We start from the raw sequence: 18,295 nt of genomic DNA on the forward strand, positions 1-18,295 counted from the left end.
TGAATGTGTTTTTTATAATGAACATATCAAGGCGTGTTCCGGTCTTTTTTTTCCCTATGCGTTGCGTTAAAATGGAAACCGTGTGAAAAGGTGAGAGCAAAGGAAAAAATATTTTCTTTGTGGAATGGTTAACAAAATGAAACTTTTTGTTGACCCGCGATTTTTATTGTGGTAAACCTTTATTTGGTATTATTCGTTCTCACTATCTTTTTTTCTCTATATATGCTAAATGATCTAAAACTTTTTACGTTTGATTTACGCAAGTGAAAAAAGTTCATGCATTTTTTGACGATTTTGTGACATTAGGGCGAAAAAAAGATGAACTTTAGAAAAAAATAAAGCTAATAAGGGCAGATTTTGATAGCATAACAAGGTAGATAGAGAAAAGATTTTGAGAAAGTACATTTCAGATTCACTACATCAATAGGAAGGATGGTGATCTTCTTGTTCAGAGCATTTAAACCGTTACTTTTATTAGCGATGTTGGCTGTTGTTTTCGTACTGGGCGGATGCAGCGACATTTCCGTGTTAGATCCGAAAGGACCTGTAGCAGACCAGCAAAAAGATCTGATTCTCTTGTCAATCGGATTTATGCTGTTCATTGTCGGCGTCGTATTCGTACTATTTACAATCATTTTAGTGAAATACCGCGACCGCAAAGGCAAAGACAGCGGAAATTACAAGCCTGAGATGCACGGCAACACGTTCTTAGAAGTAGTCTGGACAGTGATCCCAATTTTAATTGTCATTGCACTTTCTGTGCCTACCGTACAGACGATATATTCGTTAGAAAAAGCGCCTGAAGCGACTAAGGATAAAGAACCGCTTGTCGTTTATGCTACTTCGGTAGACTGGAAATGGGTATTCAGCTACCCTGAGCAGGATATTGAGACGGTAAATTACCTGAACATTCCTGTAGACCGTCCGGTATTATTTAAAATTTCTTCAGCCGATTCAATGGCGTCGCTATGGATTCCTCAGCTTGGGGGACAAAAATACGCGATGGCGGGGATGCTGATGGATCAATACTTACAGGCTGACAAAGTGGGAACATATGAAGGCCGCAACGCGAACTTCACCGGCGAACACTTTGCCGACCAGAAATTCAACGTAAAAGCTGTTACGCAAAAAGACTTTAACAGCTGGGTGAAAAAAGCCCAAAGCGATTCTCCAAAGCTGACGAAAGAGAAGTATGACGAACTGATGCTTCCGGAGAATGTCGGTAAATTAACGTTCTCTTCTACACACTTAAAATACGTTGACCACGGCCAAGATGCCGAATATGCGATGGAGGCGCGCAAACGCCTTGGCTACAAAGCCGTATCACCGCACTCTAAAACAGATCCGTGGGAAAATGTAAAGAAAAACGAATTTAAAGTATCCGACGATAAACAAGATTGAAATTGAACAAGAAAGGAGGAAGCCCGAATGAAATTGAGATGGGATGAATTTTTTGTAACAGGTGACCCATTAATTCTGGGCGCACAAGTTTCCATTGCGCTTTCCACTATTGCTATCATCGTTGTACTCACATACTTCAAAAAGTGGAAGTGGCTCTGGTCTGAATGGCTTACGTCTGTAGACCATAAGAAACTTGGAATCATGTACATTATCTCTGCTGTTATCATGCTGTTCCGCGGCGGGGTAGACGGCTTGATGATGCGTGCCCAGTTAGCGCTTCCTAATAACAATTTTTTAGACTCAAACCACTATAATGAGATCTTTACGACTCACGGTACGATCATGATTATCTTCATGGCGATGCCGTTTTTAATCGGTCTGATCAACGTTGTCGTACCTTTACAGATCGGTGCGCGCGACGTAGCATTCCCGTACTTGAACAACCTGAGTTTCTGGACGTTCTTCGTAGGTGCGATGCTATTCAATATTTCTTTCGTTATCGGGGGTTCTCCGAACGCAGGCTGGACGAGTTACATGCCGCTGGCAAGTAACGACATGAGCCCTGGGCCTGGTGAGAACTTCTACCTGCTCGGTCTTCAGATTGCCGGTATCGGTACGCTGATGACGGGTATCAACTTTATGGTGACAATCCTGAAAATGCGTACGAAAGGCATGACGCTGATGCGTATGCCGATGTTCACATGGACGACGCTGATTACAATGGTTATTATCGTATTCGCCTTCCCTGTTCTGACAGTGGCATTGGCGCTCTTATCATTTGACCGTTTGTTCGGCGCTCATTTCTTCACGCTGGAAGCCGGCGGTATGCCGATGCTTTGGGCTAACTTATTCTGGATTTGGGGACACCCTGAAGTTTATATCGTTATCTTACCGGCATTCGGTATTTTCTCTGAAATTATTTCAGCTTTTGCAAGAAAGCAGTTATTCGGTTACAAAGCGATGGTCGGCTCTATTATCGCCATTTCCGTCCTGAGTTTCCTTGTATGGACTCACCACTTCTTCACAATGGGGAACAGTGCGTCTGTTAACTCTTTCTTCTCGATTACAACGATGGCGATTTCGGTTCCGACCGGGGTTAAAATCTTTAACTGGCTCTTTACGATGTATAAAGGCCGAATCAGTTTTACAACACCGATGCTGTGGGCGCTTGCGTTCATCCCGAACTTCGTTGTCGGCGGGGTAACAGGGGTTATGCTCGCGATGGCTGCAGCGGATTATCAATACCATAATACGTACTTCCTTGTATCTCACTTCCATTATGTGCTGATCGCGGGTACGGTATTTGCGTGTTTCGCAGGATTTATTTTCTGGTATCCGAAAATGTTCGGCCACAAGCTGAACGAAAGAATCGGAAAATGGTTCTTCTGGATCTTTATGATCGGATTTAATGTATGTTTCTTCCCTCAATACTTCCTGGGGCTGCAAGGTATGCCTCGCCGTATTTACACTTACGGGCCGAATGACGGATGGACTGCATTAAACTTTATTTCAACTGTCGGAGCCTTCATGATGGGTGTCGGATTCTTAATCCTTTGCTACAACATCTACTACAGCTTCCGCTACTCTACTCGCGAGATCAGCGGAGATTCATGGGGCGTGGGACGTACGCTTGAGTGGGCGACTTCATCTGCGATTCCGCCGCATTACAACTTTGCGGTGCTTCCTGAAGTGAAATCTCAAGATGCGTACCTGCAATTGAAAGAAGACAAAGTGGATATTCATCCGGAAAGCAAATTCAAGAAAATCCATATGCCGCACAACTCCGGCAGACCGCTTATTATGTCAGTCGCGTTCGGTATTGCAGGCTTCGGACTTGTATTTGAATGGTTCTGGATGGGCATTGTCGGCTTGATCGGCATTCTGCTTTGCATGGTGCTTCGTTCATTTGAATATGACAATGGCTACTATATACCTGTTGAGGAAATAAAAGAGACGGAAAGAAAGATTTCCGAATAAAGGAGGCGTGATTTATGGAACATGCAGAACACGGCAATTCTAACGCGCCTATGGAATATCAATCTGAAACCGGCAGACTCAATATTCTCGGGTTTTGGATCTTTTTAGGGGCAGAGATTGTGTTGTTCTCAACACTATTTGCAACCTTCTTCGTTCTTCAAAGAAGAACAGCAGGAGGAGTCTTACCGGCTGAATTATTTGAAGTGAAGCTTGTCATGATCATGACATTCCTGCTTCTGATCAGCAGTTTCACCTGCGGGATCGCTGTTCATGAAATGCGTCGCGGAAGTTTAAAAGGCGTCGTCATTTGGACGATCATTACGCTTCTTCTCGGCGCGGGCTTCGTCGGATGTGAGCTTAACGAGTTCATCCACTATGTACATGAAGGAGCATCTCTCGGTACAAGTGCTTTCTGGTCTGGATTCTTCGTCCTTCTGGGAACGCACGGAACGCACGTAACGATCGGTATCTTCTGGATTACCGGCATCTTACTGCAATTGAAGAAACGCGGATTAACGCCGCAGACGTCTTCAAAAATCTTTATCTCAAGTTTATATTGGCACTTCTTAGACGTTGTTTGGATTTTCATCTTTACAGGCGTCTATCTCATCGGATTGGGGGGACTATAATATGGCAAACAAATCTGCTGAACACAGCCACTTTCCGTGGAAGCATATCGTAGGTTTTGCGTTGTCTATTATTCTGACCCTGCTGGCCCTTTGGGTTGCGGTATATACGGAATTAAGTCCATCAGCAAAACTCTGGATCATTTTCGGATTCGCATTTATTCAAGCCGGCCTGCAGCTTCTCATGTTCATGCACATGACAGAAAGCGAAAACGGCGGAATCCAAGTCGGAAACACGCTCTTCGGATTTTTCGGAGCGATTGTCATCATCCTTGGTTCCATCTGGATCTTTGCGGCGCACTACCAACACGGTGACCATATGGATGGAAACCCTCCAGGCGGTGCGAAACAACATTCCGAACATCAGGAATAAAAAGAAACCCTCTTCGTTCAGGCGAAGAGGGTTTTTTGTGCCTTTATCGGCTTCTTCTCCGGCGCAGGCGCGGAAGACCGTAAATGATAAAGGCGGCGATATGGGCAACGATGACGTTGACGGCAAACAGGATAATCATGAGTGTGTGGCCGAGAGGGGATAGACTGCTGGTTGCGTAAAAGTAGAAGAAAACCCACATTAAAATGATTGGCGGTATGGCCGAGAGGGCCACTTTTTTGTTATCCAGCCAGATAAAGAGGGGTGTTGCGCTTGCGACCAGTAAATAAGCAAAAAACATGTCCATCTTACATGTCTCCTTTCATTTTATGGTAACGTTTCCAAAATGAAATACAGAGAATAAAATGTGTCTGTTTTGTGGTCGTTTTTTGAACATTTTGTTACAATTATTATACCATGTTTTCCAATTTTTGATACCGCTTTTTCGAGAAATGTATTGCAACTATTGCCTCATTTTTGGATAGGTACAAGAAACCGGAAAGGCCAAATACCCTGTCACATTTCCATACAATGGTGTGGCGCAGGCTGTGAACCTTTGCTATGGTCAAAGAAAATATGCACAGCAAGGGTGGTTGAAGTGCACGTAAGGAAGGAAAGAAGATGTAACAGCGCCGGATGTCATTGCGCTTTTGCAGGCGCATCTGAAGAGCATGCCCCTGCATTCTCCCCCGGAGAGTATACACGCGCTCAATGCGGACCGCCTGCGCCAGCCTGACGTGACGTTTTGGAGTGCGAGGGAAGACGGCGTCCTGCTCGGCTGCGGCGCCTTAAAGGAGCTGAACAGCCGGCACGGTGAGGTGAAATCAATGAAAACCTCTCCGCAGCATGTCAGAAAAGGCGCGGCCAAACGAATCCTTCACCATATAATTGAAGAAGCAAAGCGGAGAGGCTATCAGCGGATCAGCTTGGAAACCGGTTCTATGGATGCTTTTCTCCCCGCCAGACGCCAGTATGAAAAAACCGGGTTTCAATATTGCGGACCGTTTGCGGACGACAATGAAGACCCGAACAGTTTGTTTATGACATTAAACATGAGATGAAACCCCTTTTCTGACGAGAAGGGGTTTTTTATCGGAAAAGTTTCATCATGACCGAAACATTTCCTTTTCTGACACGTCATATGTCGTGTAGTCCCCAAACCGTAAAAAGAAACAACCTCATCATGTTTTCTTGAACGGTGTTCATGTATAATAAACAATAGTGACTTCCGATGAAAATGTAAGGCGGGATAGAATGAGTCGATATAAGAAACAGCAAAATCCCTATTATCAGGGGGATTTGATTTTTATATTTGGTGTGTTTTTAATAATTAGTGTTGCGGCGATTTATGCAGCCGGACAGTTCGGGCAGTATGGAAGTGATGCCTGGATGAGACAGATCGTCTTTTATGTCATCGGAGCCGGTCTCATGGTCGGTATTATGTATTTTGATTTAGAGCAGCTTGAAAAACTGAGTCTGTACGTATTAATTGCCGGCGTGCTTTCACTGCTTCTTTTGCGTGTCGCACCGGAATCCATCGCCCCGATTAAGAACGGGGCAAAAAGCTGGTTTAAAATCGGAAGCTTTACCCTCCAGCCATCTGAGTTTACGAAAATAGGAATTATGATGATGGTCGCGTCCATTATATCGAAGGCAAGCCCGAAAGATCAAAGATCACTTCGGGAAGATGTGAATCTGCTTTTGAAAATTGCGGCATGGACAGTGATTCCGATCGGCCTGATCGTTTTGCAGGATGCCGGAACGGGAGCGATCTGTCTGTTTATCGTTATGGTGATGGTGTTTATGTCGGGTGTGAACTGGAAGCTGATCACCATTATCGGCGGTTCGGCCGCGCTTGTGCTTGGCCTTTTCTTAGTGCTGGTAATTGAATTTCCCCATGTGGCGAATTCAATCGGCATTGCGGATTATCAAATTAACCGGATTACATCGTGGATGTCTGACTCCAGTGCGGCAACGACTCAGGCAGAGAGCGATAAAAGCTGGCAGGTGGATCAGGCCGTTATGGCGATCGGATCGGGCGGTATTACCGGAAACGGCGTTCATAATCTGAAGGTGTACGTACCTGAGGGACAGACTGACTTTATCTTTGCGATTTTGGGTGAAAGTTTTGGATTTTTAGGCTGCGCCATTGCGGTTGTCATGTTTTTCTTTTTAATTTACAGACTTGTGGTGCTGATTGACCGCTTGCATGCGTTTAACCGATTTGGAGCGTTTTTTTGCGTAGGATTTACTGCACTTATCGTGATTCACACCTTCCAGAATATCGGGATGAATATCGGGATAATGCCGGTTACTGGGATTCCGCTGCTGTTTGTCAGCTATGGGGGGAGCTCGGTGCTTTCTACATTAATCAGCTTCGGGATCGTATATAACGCAAGTGTGCAGCTGACGAAATATAAAAGCTACTTGTTCAATTCTTAATATGAGACGGCTCGTTTTTCGGGCTGTCTTTTTTTGTTTAGAGCATTTCGCTTTTGACATGATTCCCTTTCGGATATGATATATAAAGAAGGAGGCTTTTATATGAACAATACCATCGAAACTATACTTAATCATCGATCGATCCGATCATTTACTGACGAGCTTCTGACAGCAGAAGAGATAGATACATTAGTGAAAAGCGCCCAGGCGGCGTCAACGTCCAGTTACGTGCAGGCTTACTCCATCATCGGTGTAACCGATAAAGAGAAAAAGCGGAAGCTGGCGGCACTGGCCGGAAACCAGCCTTACGTCGAAAATAACGGGCACTTGTTTGTGTTCTGCGCTGATTTGTACCGCCATAAAAAACTTGCTGAGGAAAAAGGCGAAAACATTACCGAGCTTCTTGAGAATACGGAAATGTTTATGGTCAGCGTCATTGATGCCGCACTTGCCGCACAAAACGTAAGTGTTGCCGCGGAATCAATGGGACTTGGCATTTGTTATATCGGAGGCATTCGAAATGAACTTGATCAGGTGACAGAAGTGCTTGGTACACCTGACCATGTGCTGCCGCTGTTCGGCTTGGTAGTCGGTCATCCCGCTCATCCGTCCGGTCAAAAGCCGCGCCTGCCGAAACAAGCCGTATATCATGAAAACACGTACGATACGAATGAAGAACACTTCCGCAGTTATATGAAGGAATATGATGAAACCATTTCCGCTTATTATGATAAACGGACAAACGGCAAGCGGGTTGAAACGTGGTCTGATCAAATCCTGCAGTTCATGAAACAAAAACCGAGAACCTATTTAAATCAATATGTAAAAGATAAAGGTTTTCAAAAGAATTAAGAAAAAACCTCTCCTGACCGGGAGAGGTTTTTATGTTTCACGTGTAACATATTTCGACAAAATGGAACAAGGTATATAAATGTTTATCATCAGGGATGCTTATAAGCATACAGAAAGAAAAAACGGCTTAGCAGTGGTACGATGTTGATGAGGTGACAGTGATGATTTCATTAAGTATATTAGATCAATCTCCTGTATCAGAAGGGAGTACTGCAGAGAGTGCGCTGCGGGATACAGTGAGGCTCGCGCAGGAGGCGGAGAAACTCGGATATAAGAGGTTTTGGGTGTCAGAGCATCATTTTTCAGAGCGGTTGGCGGGTTCAGCCATATTGCGGCGAAAACGAACAGAATCCGTGTAGGCTCGGGCGGTGTCATGCTTCCGCATTACAGCGCATATAAGGTGGCGGAGAATTTCCGCGTGCTTGAAGGTTTGACGCCGGGCAGAATTGATCTCGGATTGGGACGGGCGCCGGGCGGAATGCCGATCGCGTCATGGGCGCTGAATGACGGCGGGAAGCGGAATGCTGATCAATACCCGCGGCAGATTCGTGAGCTGGCGATGTATTTGCATGATACAGCCGACGAAAATCATCGTTTTCCGAATCTGACGGCATCACCCCTTATTAAGACGGCGCCGGAAGTCTGGCTTCTCGGTTCTTCGGGGGAAAGCGCGCTTCTGAGTGCAGAAAATGGAGCAGGCTATATGTTTGCCCATTTTATTAATGGAGAAGGCGGAGAAAGCACGACGGCACAATATAAGCGCCGATTTAAACCTTCTGTATTAGGAAAAGAACCAAAAACGGCCGTGGCGGTATTTGTACTGTGCGCGGATACTGAAGAGAAAGCTGAGGAACTCGCGGCCGTCATGGATTATACGCTTCTTGCGGGTGAACAGGGGATTCCGCTTCAGGGCGTACCGTCTTACGAAACCGTCCGCGGCAATACGTATACACCGTATGAACAAAGACGAATTGCCGATAATCGGAATCGAATGATCATCGGAACAAAGCAGCAAGTGAAAGAACAGATTCTGGCTCTCAGTAAAGCATATGGAACGGAAGAAGTGATGGCTGTGACCATTACTCATCAGTTTGAAGATAAACTTCAGTCGTACCGGCTGCTTCGCGAAGCCTTTGCCGAATGATCAAAAAGAAACCCTGCTGATGCTTCAGCAGGGTTGTTTGGTTATTCAATGATAAAAGGTTTTTCAGTCAGCACCTGGCTTGATTTCCCTTTGTTCGCGGCATAGGCCAGCATGTAATATTCTCCTGCCGGCAGTGCGGTGTCACCATTGACCTTGCCGTTCCAGTCGAAATATTGATAGCCTTTATCCTGCTTTTTGTAAATGCCGGCTTGGCCGACAAAGTCAAGATTGCTGTCATATACAAGGAAGGCAAGCTCTTCGGCTCCCGCCGGAAGATAAGTTTCAATTTGGTAGGTTCCTTGTGTTGTGCCGTCCTGCACGTCAATTGACGTCACGCGCGGATAGTCCGGCTCTTTTACAATCAGCAGCGTCGGCACTTTTGCGACTGTTTTTCCGCCTTCACGCACTGTGACTGTTCCCTCATAGGTGCCTGCCTTTACTTTTTTGGCATTGACCTTTACCTTCGTATTGACTTTTCCGGTTTGATGAGCGGGGATCACGACCCGGTCTGTGCCCGAAACGGTAATGCCCGTGCCGTTGAAAGAGTACTCGAGCTGATATGATTTTCTGATGGATGATTGGTTTTCAATCGTAAAGGTTTCTTTTTTCGTTTCATTGCCTTTGTCTTTCATAAACGTTCCGTAAGAATAGCTTCCCGGGGCGACAAGGGAGTCTGCTTTGATCGCCTTCATGATTCTGATGCTTCCGGCACCTTGCGCATTATGCGGGTATACATCACCGTCCGCGTCCGTTAAGGTGTCTGCCGTATTCATGAGAGCGGCTTTTATTTGTTCCGGACTCCATTTCGGTTTGGCCTGCTTGATGACGGCAGCTGCGCCGGCTACGTGCGGGGAGGCCATGCTCGTTCCCTGCTTCGATCCGTAGCCGTACGGGTTGGCCGGATCATGCGTCGGAATGGTGCTGACGATGTTTACGCCGGGAGCTGAGACATCCGGTTTAATCATCCATGTGTCCATAACAGGACCGCGAGACGAGAAGTCTGCCATTTGTTCAGTGAGCGATTTAGCCACTGATAAATGGAATGTCGCTTTTGTGCTGCCCGCTTTTAATTGGCTGACGAGCTTTTCGCCGTCTTCTGATGAAAGCTTAATGGTCGGCACGGACATGCCCGGTACGTTGGCTTCAATTTCTCCCGGGGCATTGTTATACACAACCATACCGATCGCGCCCGCTTTTTTGGCGTTGTCGGCTTTATCCACAAAGGCGATGCTGCCCCGTTTGACGACTGCGACTTTTCCTTTCAGATCTTTGCCTTCAAAATCCTTTTGCTCGCCGATACCCGCTTCTATGAGCTCTGTTTCTTTTTTATTCAGTGCTTTTATGTCATCTTCTTTGTTATAGCCCATCACTTTCGCTGAGGAATAAGAACCGAAGGAGACGGCGTATTCATTCAGCGGCAGCTGTGTCGCTCCGACGGAGATGGCTTCTCTGGACGTTCCCGGTGAGCCGACGGTCCAATTGTTCGGACCGCTGTTTCCGTTTGATGTAACGGCCGTGACGCCTTCTGACATCGCCCAGTCAAGCGCCGTGCTTGTCGCCCAGTCCGGGTTATTCACAGAATTGCCGAGCGAGAGGTTCATGACATTCGCTCCGTCCTGTACGGCGCGTTCGATGCCGGCGATGACGTTCTCCGTTGTTCCGCTTCCGCCCGGACCGAGCACACGATAGGCAAGGAGTGTAGCATCCGGCGCGACGCCTTTAATCGTTCCGTTTGCCGCTACCGTGCCCGCGACATGGGTTCCGTGGTCAGTCGACGCGCCTCTCGGATCACCGGACGGCGTTTCTTCAGGATCGTAGTCGTTATCCACAAAATCGTATCCTTTATATTGTCCGAAATTTTTCTTTAAGTCAGGGTGTTTATATTCGACACCGGTGTCAATAATGGCAACCTTGACCCCTTTACCCGTATAGCCGAGCTTCCACGCGTCATTTGCCCCTATATAAGGCGCGCTGTCATCCATCTGCGGAGACACGGCATCCTTAGATAGGGTGATGTCTTTATCTTTGAGCTGATCGGTATGATAGGTGACATTCGGATAAACCGCTTTGACATCCTGATCACTCAGCAGTTTCGGGATTTCATTGGCCGGGAGTTTCATGGAGAAACCGGAAAACACTTGCTCATATTCCCTGTTGATCTTTCCGTGTTTAATGGTTTTGAGCGCTTTGTTTTTTACTTTTGCGCGTTCGCTTTTCAGCTTGCTTTTTGATTGTGTTTTACCGAGTTCCTTTGCTTCCGCCAGTGACTTTTCCTTCAGCTCTACGATGACCGTCGTTTGTTTGCCGGTGGTCATATCAATGTCACCGAACACCTCTGCCTTCTCAAGATCAGGAGCTTGAGATTTTGAAGCCGGCGCCGCCTGTGAACTTGTGGATAAGGTAAAGGATAAGACAAAAGCCGGAAGAAGATAACGGATGATTCCTTTTTTCAATCGTGTTTCCCCCTTTTTCTTTATCTAAATTAGAAATATAGTATATATTTCTCGAAAATTCAAAATATTCCTTGTGACATAGGACTCATTTCTGGAAATTGGTCTGTGAATATGGAGGGAGTTATACACAGAACCCTGTGTATAACTGAATAAATTTGTGTATATATATTGTTGGGAACGAATGTTCCTATACAAAATATAGATCATATTTGTGGATATGTGGATATCACCTGTGTTTAAGCTGTGCTTAACCAAGGGATAAATTGTGTATAACTTTTTTAACCGCTTCTCCATTTTTCAGGTCATTTCCATCAGCTTTCAACAAAACTTCTGAAAACTAGTTTGTTTTTTCACTCATATTGTGACAAACAATTCGCCCGGCCGCGTCTATCATAGAGTCATAGGGTTGCTAGACCCGCTAGTTTTTAGCGGAGAAGGATCGGCCGCCTTTTCCGTTAAAGCGGAGAGAAAACAGGCCTGCGAACAAGCTGTCTGTCAAAAAGAAGCGGAGGGATGATTTGCAATGAAACGTTTGCTGGTATCTTTACGGGTGTGGATGGTCTTTCTGATGAACTGGATGGCGCCGGGAAACGGAAGATATCAATTAGCCGCTGTGTACGGAAACCAAGCTGTCTATCATAAGAAAGCGAAACGGACGGCTGGGGCATTTTTGTTTGTGAGCCGAGTCCGATCGGCGGATCTGACCGATGAGACGAAATCGGCCTGCGGCAGGCTGGATAAAAACCGGTGGGTGCCGGTCCGCAAAGAATTGCCGAAACGGGAGCGCGCAGGTCCGGTGCCTTTACATCATATGAAAAAGAGGGTACAATCCCACTAAACATATGAACGGGAGCGAACCTCTTGAGAATAGACAAAGTATTAAATAACAATGCGGCGTTAATAAAAGAAGACGGACGGGAAAAGATCGTAATGGGTCCCGGAATCGCTTTTCAAAAGAGAAAAAATGATGTGATTCAAAAGCATAAAATTGAAAAAATATTTGTCGTGCACGACGAAAATGAAAAGTTCAAACAAGTCTTAGAAACGCTTCCCGAAGAGCATATAGAGGCGGCTGAAGATATCATCAGCCATGCGGAGGGAGAGCTTGCGGCACCTTTGAACGATCACATCCACATTGCGATGGCGGACCATTTATCCTTTGCGATCGAAAGGATTCAAAACGGCCTTCAGGTGCATAACCGATTGCTTCATGAAATTAAGGCGCTCTATAAAAAAGAATATGAGATCGGCCGCTGGGCGGTTGAACACGTGAAACAAACCCTCGGTATATCATTGCCTGATGATGAGGCGGGGTATATCGCGCTTCATATCCACACTGCCAAGGCGGATGCCAAAAGCATGTATTCGGCGATGAAGCATACAACCATGATCAAAGAAATGATCGAAAAGATCGAATCCTTTTTCGAACAGAAGGTGGATGAAGACAGTATTTCCTATCAGCGCCTCGTCACGCACTTACGGTATGCGGTCAGCCGGTTGGACTCAAATGAAGCACTCCATTCCATGGACGAGGAGATGCTTTATTTCATCCAAAAAAAGTATCCGTTTGCTTATCGGTGTGCGCTTGAACTGGCGGCGTTTTTAAAAACTGAATATGATTTGGAACTGCCGGAATCCGAGGCCGGCTATATCACGCTGCATGTCCAGCGTCTGCAAAAAAACCCGGAATAACGCGTCTGTTTCGAGAAACAGACTTTTTTTTTGAAAACATATTGACGAAAGCGCTATCATGAAATAGAATGAAAGCGCATTAAAAAAACTGAATCCGGCGGGATTGTGACTGGTAATGCAGGCAAGACCTAAAATTTGCGTACATGAAAAAGGGATTATGCTGACCTTTTTCGTTGGCGAATTTTAGGTCTTTTTTGATTTTAGAAAGGGGGATACATCATGAATTATCAAGAAACGGCAAAACAGCTTATCAAACATATCGGAGGGGAATCAAATATCATCAGCGCGACACATTGCGCGACGCGGCTCAGGCTCGTCATTCAAGATGAACAGAAGATCAGCCAGGCCGGCATTGAAGAAATAGAAGGCGTAAAAGGGGCTTTCAGCAGCTCGGGGCAATATCAGATTATATTCGGCACCGGCCTCGTGAATAAAGTGTATGACGCTTTTTCAAAAGAAGCCGATTTGGGGCGGGAGGATCGTGAGACACATCAGGACGCAGCGAAAAAAAAGCTGAATCCGGCCGCAAGATTTGCGAAGACACTGTCTAACATATTCGTTCCCATCATTCCGGCTATCGTGGCAAGCGGACTTTTAATGGGGCTGCTCGGCATGATGAAGGCTTTTCACTGGGTGTCTGAACAATCGTCGCTGTTTAAGCTTTTAGACATGTTTTCAAGCGCGGCGTTTATCTTTCTGCCCGTATTCATCGGGTTCAGCGCGGCGAAGGAATTTGGCGGTAATGCCTATCTCGGTGCCGTGCTCGGGGGGATTATGATCCATCCGGCGCTTTTGAATCCGTGGGGGCTTGCGGATGCATCGCCTGATTTTATGCAGCTCTTCGGCTTCGACATTGCGCTGCTCGGCTACCAAGGGACGGTCATCCCCGTACTGTTAGCCGTTTACATTATGAGCAAAGTGGAAAAGGGCACGAGAAAAATTGTGCCTCACGCATTCGATTTATTGGTCACGCCCTTTGTCACGGTGATTGTCACAGGATTTATCACCTTTATCGCAATCGGTCCGCTTGGCAGGGCGATCGGATCAGGCATTACCGTCTCGCTGACATATGTGTATGATCATGCGGGCATTGTTGCCGGACTGCTTTTCGGCGGTCTTTATCCGCTTATTGTGCTTACCGGTGTGCATCACAGCTTTCATGCGATTGAGGCCGGCCTCATCGCTGATTTGGGCAGAAACTATATCCTTCCTATCTGGTCGATGGCGAATGTCGCTCAGGGCGCGGCGGGACTGGCTGTATTTTTCCTGACGAAAAAAGCGAAAATGAAAGAAATCGCTCTGCCGGCCGCATTTTCTGCTTTTCTCGGTGTAACCGAACCAGTCATTTTCGGTGTGAACCTAAGATACCGCAAGCCGTTTATCGCGGGAATGATCGGCGGAGCGCTGGGAGGAGCCTATGTCGTGGTGACCGGTGTCGCCGCCAATGCCTACGGTCTGACCGGAATTCCGATGATTGCCATCACGGCTCCGCTCGGTTTAGGAAATCTTATAAACTATCTGATCGGAATGGGCATCGCCTCTGTCTCGGCGTTTATTGCCGCTTACATTATGGGAGCTAAAGAAAAGGAGGCCGTCAAATGAGGACACCGGATCAAGAACTGCGCCTGCAGGCTGAGGAAGCGAAAAAGAAGCGGGGAGAAACAGCCGCGTCAGATCCATACCGCCAGAACTATCATATTATGCCGCCGGTCGGGCTTTTAAATGATCCGAACGGCGTGATCCAATGGAACGGCGTATATCACTTGTTTTTTCAATGGCAGCCATTTCATACGGGGCACGGCGCGAAATTTTGGGCGCATGTGACGACGAAGGATTTCGTTGAGTGGAAAGAGGAAGAAATCGCGCTTGCACCGGGTGAGTGGTATGACAAAAACGGCTGTTATTCCGGAAGCGCCATCGAAAAAGACGGGCGGCTCTGCCTGATGTACACAGGCAATGTCCGTGACGGAGAAGGCAATCGGGAAACGTATCAATGCCTCGCCGTATCCGAAGACGGGATCGTATTTGAAAAAAAAGGAGTTGTCGCGCGTCTCCCGGCAGGCTATACCGCTCATTTCCGTGATCCGAAGGTTTGGAAGAAAGACGGAGCGTATTACATGGTGCTTGGCGCGCAGACAGAAAAGCTCACCGGAAGCGCTGTGTTGTTCACATCAGAGAACTTGACGGATTGGACGTTTCTCGGTGCGATTGCGGGGGCGGACTCCGGCGGTCTCGGGTCATTCGGCTATATGTGGGAATGTCCCGACCTGTTTTCCCTTGACGGAACCGACGTGCTGCTCGTATGTCCGCAGGGGCTTGAAGCCGACGGGATAAAATATCATAACAGCCACCAGGCGGGCTATTTCCTCGGCAGGCTGCATACAGAGCCGCCAGAATTTAAGCACGGTGAATTTACGGAGCTTGACAGAGGATTTGACTTTTACGCGGCGCAGACGCTGGAAGATGATAAGGGACGGAGGATTCTGTTCGCGTGGATGGGCGTTCCGGATCAGCATGAGGACAAACACCCGACCCATGCGTATCACTGGATTCACTGCTTAACGATGCCGAGACAGCTGTCACTGTCCAACGGCAGAATCATACAGCGCCCGCTTTCGGAAATGAAATCACGCCGCACGGATGAACAAAAGCACCGTCTTCAATTGAATTGCTCGTCTGTAAGCCTCCCGGTGAAAGATGCGTCCCGGGCTGAAGTGCTGCTGGAGGACATCACTTGCGAATCCGGTTTTGAAATCTCAATTCGGGGGGCGGCCCGGTTTATATTTCATCAGGAAGAGGGGCTGGCTGTGCTGGAGCGCACCGCTTTCAGCGGAGAAGAAAAAGAAAAGAGAAGCTGCGCCATCAGCGAGGTGCATTCCGTGCAGCTCTTTCTGGATGCATCCTCGATTGAATTGTTTTTGAATGATGGAGAAGAGGTATTCAGCGCCAGATATTTTCCTTTCCCGGGAAATGATGACGTAACCGTCACTTCGGCAGGAAAAACGGAAATAAATGGCTCAATTTGGACACTTTTGTAGAAAATCGTTCTTTTTTCTTATGTGAAACCTATGCCATCTGTGCTATTCTTCAAACGAAAGCCAATGATTCCAGGAATAAAAGGAGTTGTTTTCTCAGTTTTGAAAAATCAGAAGATGACGCCGAAATGTTTACTTGTCAAAGCCGCAGAGCAAGTGGAAGATAAGCGGGAAGAATATAAAGAAGTATTGCTTCAGCTGAATCGCATGCTCAAGAGAGCTGAGCCGCACAATGAATGGAGTGATCGGCTGATGCATACATATGAACAGATGAAGGAATATGCGCTGTTTGTGCAGTCTATTGAGATGTTTTTGCGGTCATCCGCGAAAAAAATGAAATAATCCCCCTCGGGTAATGAGGGGGATATTTATTTTATTTTCCGCTAAGACGCATCGCCGAATGTTTAGTCGGTCCGATGTATTGGTTCAGCGGGAAGGATTCTTTGATTGCCGCGGTGATAAATTCTTTTGCCGCATAGATGGCTTCCTTCACTTCAGCGCCTTTGGCCAGTTCTGCCGTCACGGCGGCGGAGAATGTGCATCCGGCTCCGTGCGTGTAAGGTGTATCAATCATTTCGCTTTCTAATACTTCCGCGGTTTCTCCGTCATACAGCACGTCGATCGCTTTTTCATGTTTCAATTTGCCTCCGCCTGTAATCAATACATATTTCGCGCCGAGTTCGTGAATTTTCTTGGCCGCTTCTTTCATGTCTTCCACCGTTTTTAATTCATCCATACCGCTAAGCTGGCTTGCTTCAAACAGGTTTGGCGTGATGACGGTTGCCAGAGGCGCCAATTGGGTGCGAAGCGCTTCGGCATGCTCCGGATACAGCACTTCGTTCGCTCCTTTGCAGACCATGACAGGATCGATAACGACATTCTTCAGCTGTTTTTCTTTAATCGTTTTCGCCGCAAGCTCTATGATCTCCACGGTAGGGAGCATTCCCGTTTTCATGGCGTCTGCGCCGATTCCGTCAACAATCGTCGCCAGCTGTGCGCGAATCGTATCGGCATCGATCGGAAATACTTGATGATCCCAGCTGTTCTCCGGGTCCATCGCTACGATCACGGTCAAAGCCGTCATTCCGTATACGTTTTTTTCTTGAAATGTTTTTAAATCGGCCTGAATTCCCGCGCCGCCGCTGGAATCAGAACCGGCAATAGTAAGTGCTTTGTGCATTGACATATCAATGGCCTCCATCAGTGTTTTATATCTCATTATAGTTAGATTTTCTTCCGATCACAATACGGAAGGCTTGGAGGAATGATTTGACAGCCGCGGGGGATGTGCGTACAATACCTACATAAGAATACTAGGTAAGGGTGAGAAAATAAATGCTCAACAGGGAGCTTGTAAAGGGAAGCACGGTCATTCTGGTGCTGACGCTGCTGAATGAACGGCCCATGTACGGGTATGAACTTGTAAAAGAAATGGAGAAAAGAAGCGGGAATGAACTGCAAATGAAGGAAGGCACGCTGTACCCATCGCTTCATAAGCTTGAACGCCAAAGCTATATTTCTTCTTACTGGGAAAAGCAGACCAAAGGGCCGGACCGAAAATATTACCGGATCACCGATGAAGGAAAAAACATTCTAGCCGAACGGACGAAGGAATGGAATCTGTTCTCTGCTCTGATGGACCGGATGCTGAAGCGGGGCGGGCAGAATGGATAAAGACCTTTATGTGCAGGAAATCAGAAAAGGGCTGGAAGGCAAGGCCGGAAGCCGTGAATTATTAAAGGAAATCGAAAGTCATATTCATCATGCCATTTGTGATCATCTGGAAAAAGGCAAAACCGAAAGCGAAGCGATGGCGCTTATTCTGCGGGAAGTGGGGACTCCGTCTGAGATTATCTCTGCTTTTCAAAAAGCTTCGGCGGTGCCCGCGCGGACTTTTATGTTCTTTTATCTGTTCTGCAACTGCGGTCTTTTTGTGATGGGGGCGATGATTACGATGATGCACGCGTGGAGGATTCATCCCGCTGTTGACGCGCTGTGGAAAGGAATTTCCGTGTCAGTATGGCTGATTATGATCGGTTATGTGCTGTATTGGTTCCAAATCGGCTATCAAGCTGGCAAGGAGTTCGGGGCTGGCGGCAAAAAGCTTGCTGAGCGGACGGTATGGGCTTCAATGGTGCCGAATCTATGTTTTATGTTTGTCTTTTTGTTCAATCTGGTTCCGGCTGGGCTGTTTCCTTCGGCGGTCACACCGAGTTTTGCGGCAGTATGCGCCGTTGTGACGGTATGTTTTCCGTTTTGCGGCAAAATAGGTTTTTACGCAGGCAGGCAGAGGCTTGCCTGAT

Annotated in this window: 17 protein-coding genes and 1 pseudogene; 15 read left to right on the plus strand and 3 right to left on the minus strand. The window is 46.9% G+C overall.

Features of this window, described 5'->3' with window-relative positions:
• Positions 1 to 435 precede the first annotated feature (435 nt).
• From qoxA to qoxD, 4 genes are read left to right on the plus strand one after another with little or no spacing between them, the layout of a single operon-like run.
• Positions 436 to 1,401: a cytochrome aa3 quinol oxidase subunit II gene (gene qoxA, locus AUL54_RS12010; RefSeq protein ID WP_012118744.1), complete on the plus strand. Its 966-nt coding sequence runs from the start codon at positions 436 to 438 to the stop codon at positions 1,399 to 1,401.
• 27 nt (positions 1,402 to 1,428) lie between these two features.
• Positions 1,429 to 3,378 carry a cytochrome aa3 quinol oxidase subunit I gene (qoxB, locus tag AUL54_RS12015; RefSeq protein ID WP_060963973.1) on the plus strand — a complete coding sequence of 650 codons (1,950 nt, stop codon included), beginning with the start codon at positions 1,429 to 1,431 and terminating at the stop codon, positions 3,376 to 3,378.
• A 14-nt stretch (positions 3,379 to 3,392) separates the two neighbouring features.
• On the plus strand, positions 3,393 to 4,007 hold the full coding sequence (gene qoxC / locus AUL54_RS12020) for a cytochrome aa3 quinol oxidase subunit III (RefSeq protein ID WP_013354030.1): 615 nt from the start codon (positions 3,393 to 3,395) through the stop codon (positions 4,005 to 4,007).
• Between the two features lies 1 nt (position 4,008).
• Entirely contained in the window at positions 4,009 to 4,377 is a 369-nt protein-coding gene (gene qoxD, locus AUL54_RS12025) for a cytochrome aa3 quinol oxidase subunit IV (RefSeq protein WP_016937521.1), read from the plus strand.
• A gap of 43 nt (positions 4,378 to 4,420) precedes the next feature.
• On the opposite strand, the gene ywcE is transcribed toward qoxD, so the two are convergent.
• On the minus strand, positions 4,421 to 4,681 hold the full coding sequence (gene ywcE, locus AUL54_RS12030) for a spore morphogenesis/germination protein YwcE (RefSeq protein ID WP_060963974.1): 261 nt from the start codon (positions 4,679 to 4,681) through the stop codon (positions 4,421 to 4,423).
• Between the two features lie 364 nt (positions 4,682 to 5,045).
• Between ywcE and AUL54_RS12035 the strand changes: the two genes are divergently transcribed.
• The 4 genes and pseudogenes from AUL54_RS12035 (at position 5,046) to AUL54_RS12050 (ending at position 8,812) form a co-directional block, all read left to right on the plus strand.
• Complete coding sequence (locus AUL54_RS12035; RefSeq protein ID WP_082761681.1) at positions 5,046 to 5,435, plus strand: GNAT family N-acetyltransferase; 390 nt, start codon at positions 5,046 to 5,048, stop codon at positions 5,433 to 5,435.
• 193 nt (positions 5,436 to 5,628) lie between these two features.
• Positions 5,629 to 6,816, plus strand: a complete 1,188-nt coding sequence (locus AUL54_RS12040; RefSeq protein WP_060963976.1) for an FtsW/RodA/SpoVE family cell cycle protein — start codon at positions 5,629 to 5,631, stop codon at positions 6,814 to 6,816.
• Positions 6,817 to 6,918: 102 nt separating this feature from the next.
• Positions 6,919 to 7,668, plus strand: a complete 750-nt coding sequence (gene nfsA, locus AUL54_RS12045; RefSeq protein WP_007407708.1) for an oxygen-insensitive NADPH nitroreductase — start codon at positions 6,919 to 6,921, stop codon at positions 7,666 to 7,668.
• Between the two features lie 161 nt (positions 7,669 to 7,829).
• A pseudogene (locus AUL54_RS12050) lies at positions 7,830 to 8,812 on the plus strand (LLM class flavin-dependent oxidoreductase).
• A 41-nt stretch (positions 8,813 to 8,853) separates the two neighbouring features.
• Here AUL54_RS12050 and AUL54_RS12055 read toward each other — a convergent pair.
• On the minus strand, positions 8,854 to 11,265 hold the full coding sequence (locus AUL54_RS12055; RefSeq protein WP_060963977.1) for a S8 family peptidase: 2,412 nt from the start codon (positions 11,263 to 11,265) through the stop codon (positions 8,854 to 8,856).
• A gap of 523 nt (positions 11,266 to 11,788) precedes the next feature.
• On the opposite strand from AUL54_RS12055, the gene AUL54_RS12060 reads away from it, so the two are divergent.
• The 5 genes from AUL54_RS12060 to AUL54_RS12080 all read left to right on the plus strand — a co-directional run bounded on the left by AUL54_RS12060 (position 11,789) and on the right by AUL54_RS12080 (position 16,334).
• Positions 11,789 to 12,103 carry a hypothetical protein gene (locus AUL54_RS12060; protein WP_060963978.1) on the plus strand — a complete coding sequence of 105 codons (315 nt, stop codon included), beginning with the start codon at positions 11,789 to 11,791 and terminating at the stop codon, positions 12,101 to 12,103.
• Between the two features lie 23 nt (positions 12,104 to 12,126).
• Complete coding sequence (locus AUL54_RS12065) at positions 12,127 to 12,957, plus strand: PRD domain-containing protein (protein WP_060963979.1); 831 nt, start codon at positions 12,127 to 12,129, stop codon at positions 12,955 to 12,957.
• 219 nt (positions 12,958 to 13,176) lie between these two features.
• A complete protein-coding gene (locus tag AUL54_RS12070) occupies positions 13,177 to 14,559 on the plus strand; it encodes a sucrose-specific PTS transporter subunit IIBC (RefSeq protein ID WP_007614557.1) in 1,383 nt (460 codons plus the stop codon).
• Positions 14,556 to 15,995, plus strand: a complete 1,440-nt coding sequence (locus tag AUL54_RS12075) for a sucrose-6-phosphate hydrolase (protein WP_060963980.1) — start codon at positions 14,556 to 14,558, stop codon at positions 15,993 to 15,995. Before AUL54_RS12070 ends, AUL54_RS12075 begins: the two co-directional genes overlap by 4 nt.
• A gap of 63 nt (positions 15,996 to 16,058) precedes the next feature.
• A complete protein-coding gene (locus AUL54_RS12080) occupies positions 16,059 to 16,334 on the plus strand; it encodes a hypothetical protein (protein ID WP_042635591.1) in 276 nt (91 codons plus the stop codon).
• A 31-nt stretch (positions 16,335 to 16,365) separates the two neighbouring features.
• On the opposite strand, the gene AUL54_RS12085 is transcribed toward AUL54_RS12080, so the two are convergent.
• The gene (locus AUL54_RS12085) at positions 16,366 to 17,178 is read right to left on the minus strand and encodes a bifunctional hydroxymethylpyrimidine kinase/phosphomethylpyrimidine kinase (protein WP_021494752.1); all 813 of its coding nucleotides are present in this window, start codon (positions 17,176 to 17,178) and stop codon (positions 16,366 to 16,368) included.
• Between the two features lie 149 nt (positions 17,179 to 17,327).
• Between AUL54_RS12085 and AUL54_RS12090 the strand changes: the two genes are divergently transcribed.
• Both AUL54_RS12090 and AUL54_RS12095 read left to right on the plus strand, forming a co-directional pair.
• Complete coding sequence (locus AUL54_RS12090) at positions 17,328 to 17,666, plus strand: PadR family transcriptional regulator (RefSeq protein ID WP_003150960.1); 339 nt, start codon at positions 17,328 to 17,330, stop codon at positions 17,664 to 17,666.
• Positions 17,659 to 18,294, plus strand: coding sequence for a permease prefix domain 1-containing protein (locus AUL54_RS12095; RefSeq protein ID WP_021494753.1), 636 nt, complete (start codon positions 17,659 to 17,661; stop codon positions 18,292 to 18,294). Before AUL54_RS12090 ends, AUL54_RS12095 begins: the two co-directional genes overlap by 8 nt.
• The last annotated feature ends 1 nt before the right edge of the window (position 18,295 follow it).

The organism is Bacillus sp. SDLI1, from assembly GCF_001553895.1.
GTDB lineage: Bacteria > Bacillota > Bacilli > Bacillales > Bacillaceae > Bacillus > Bacillus siamensis.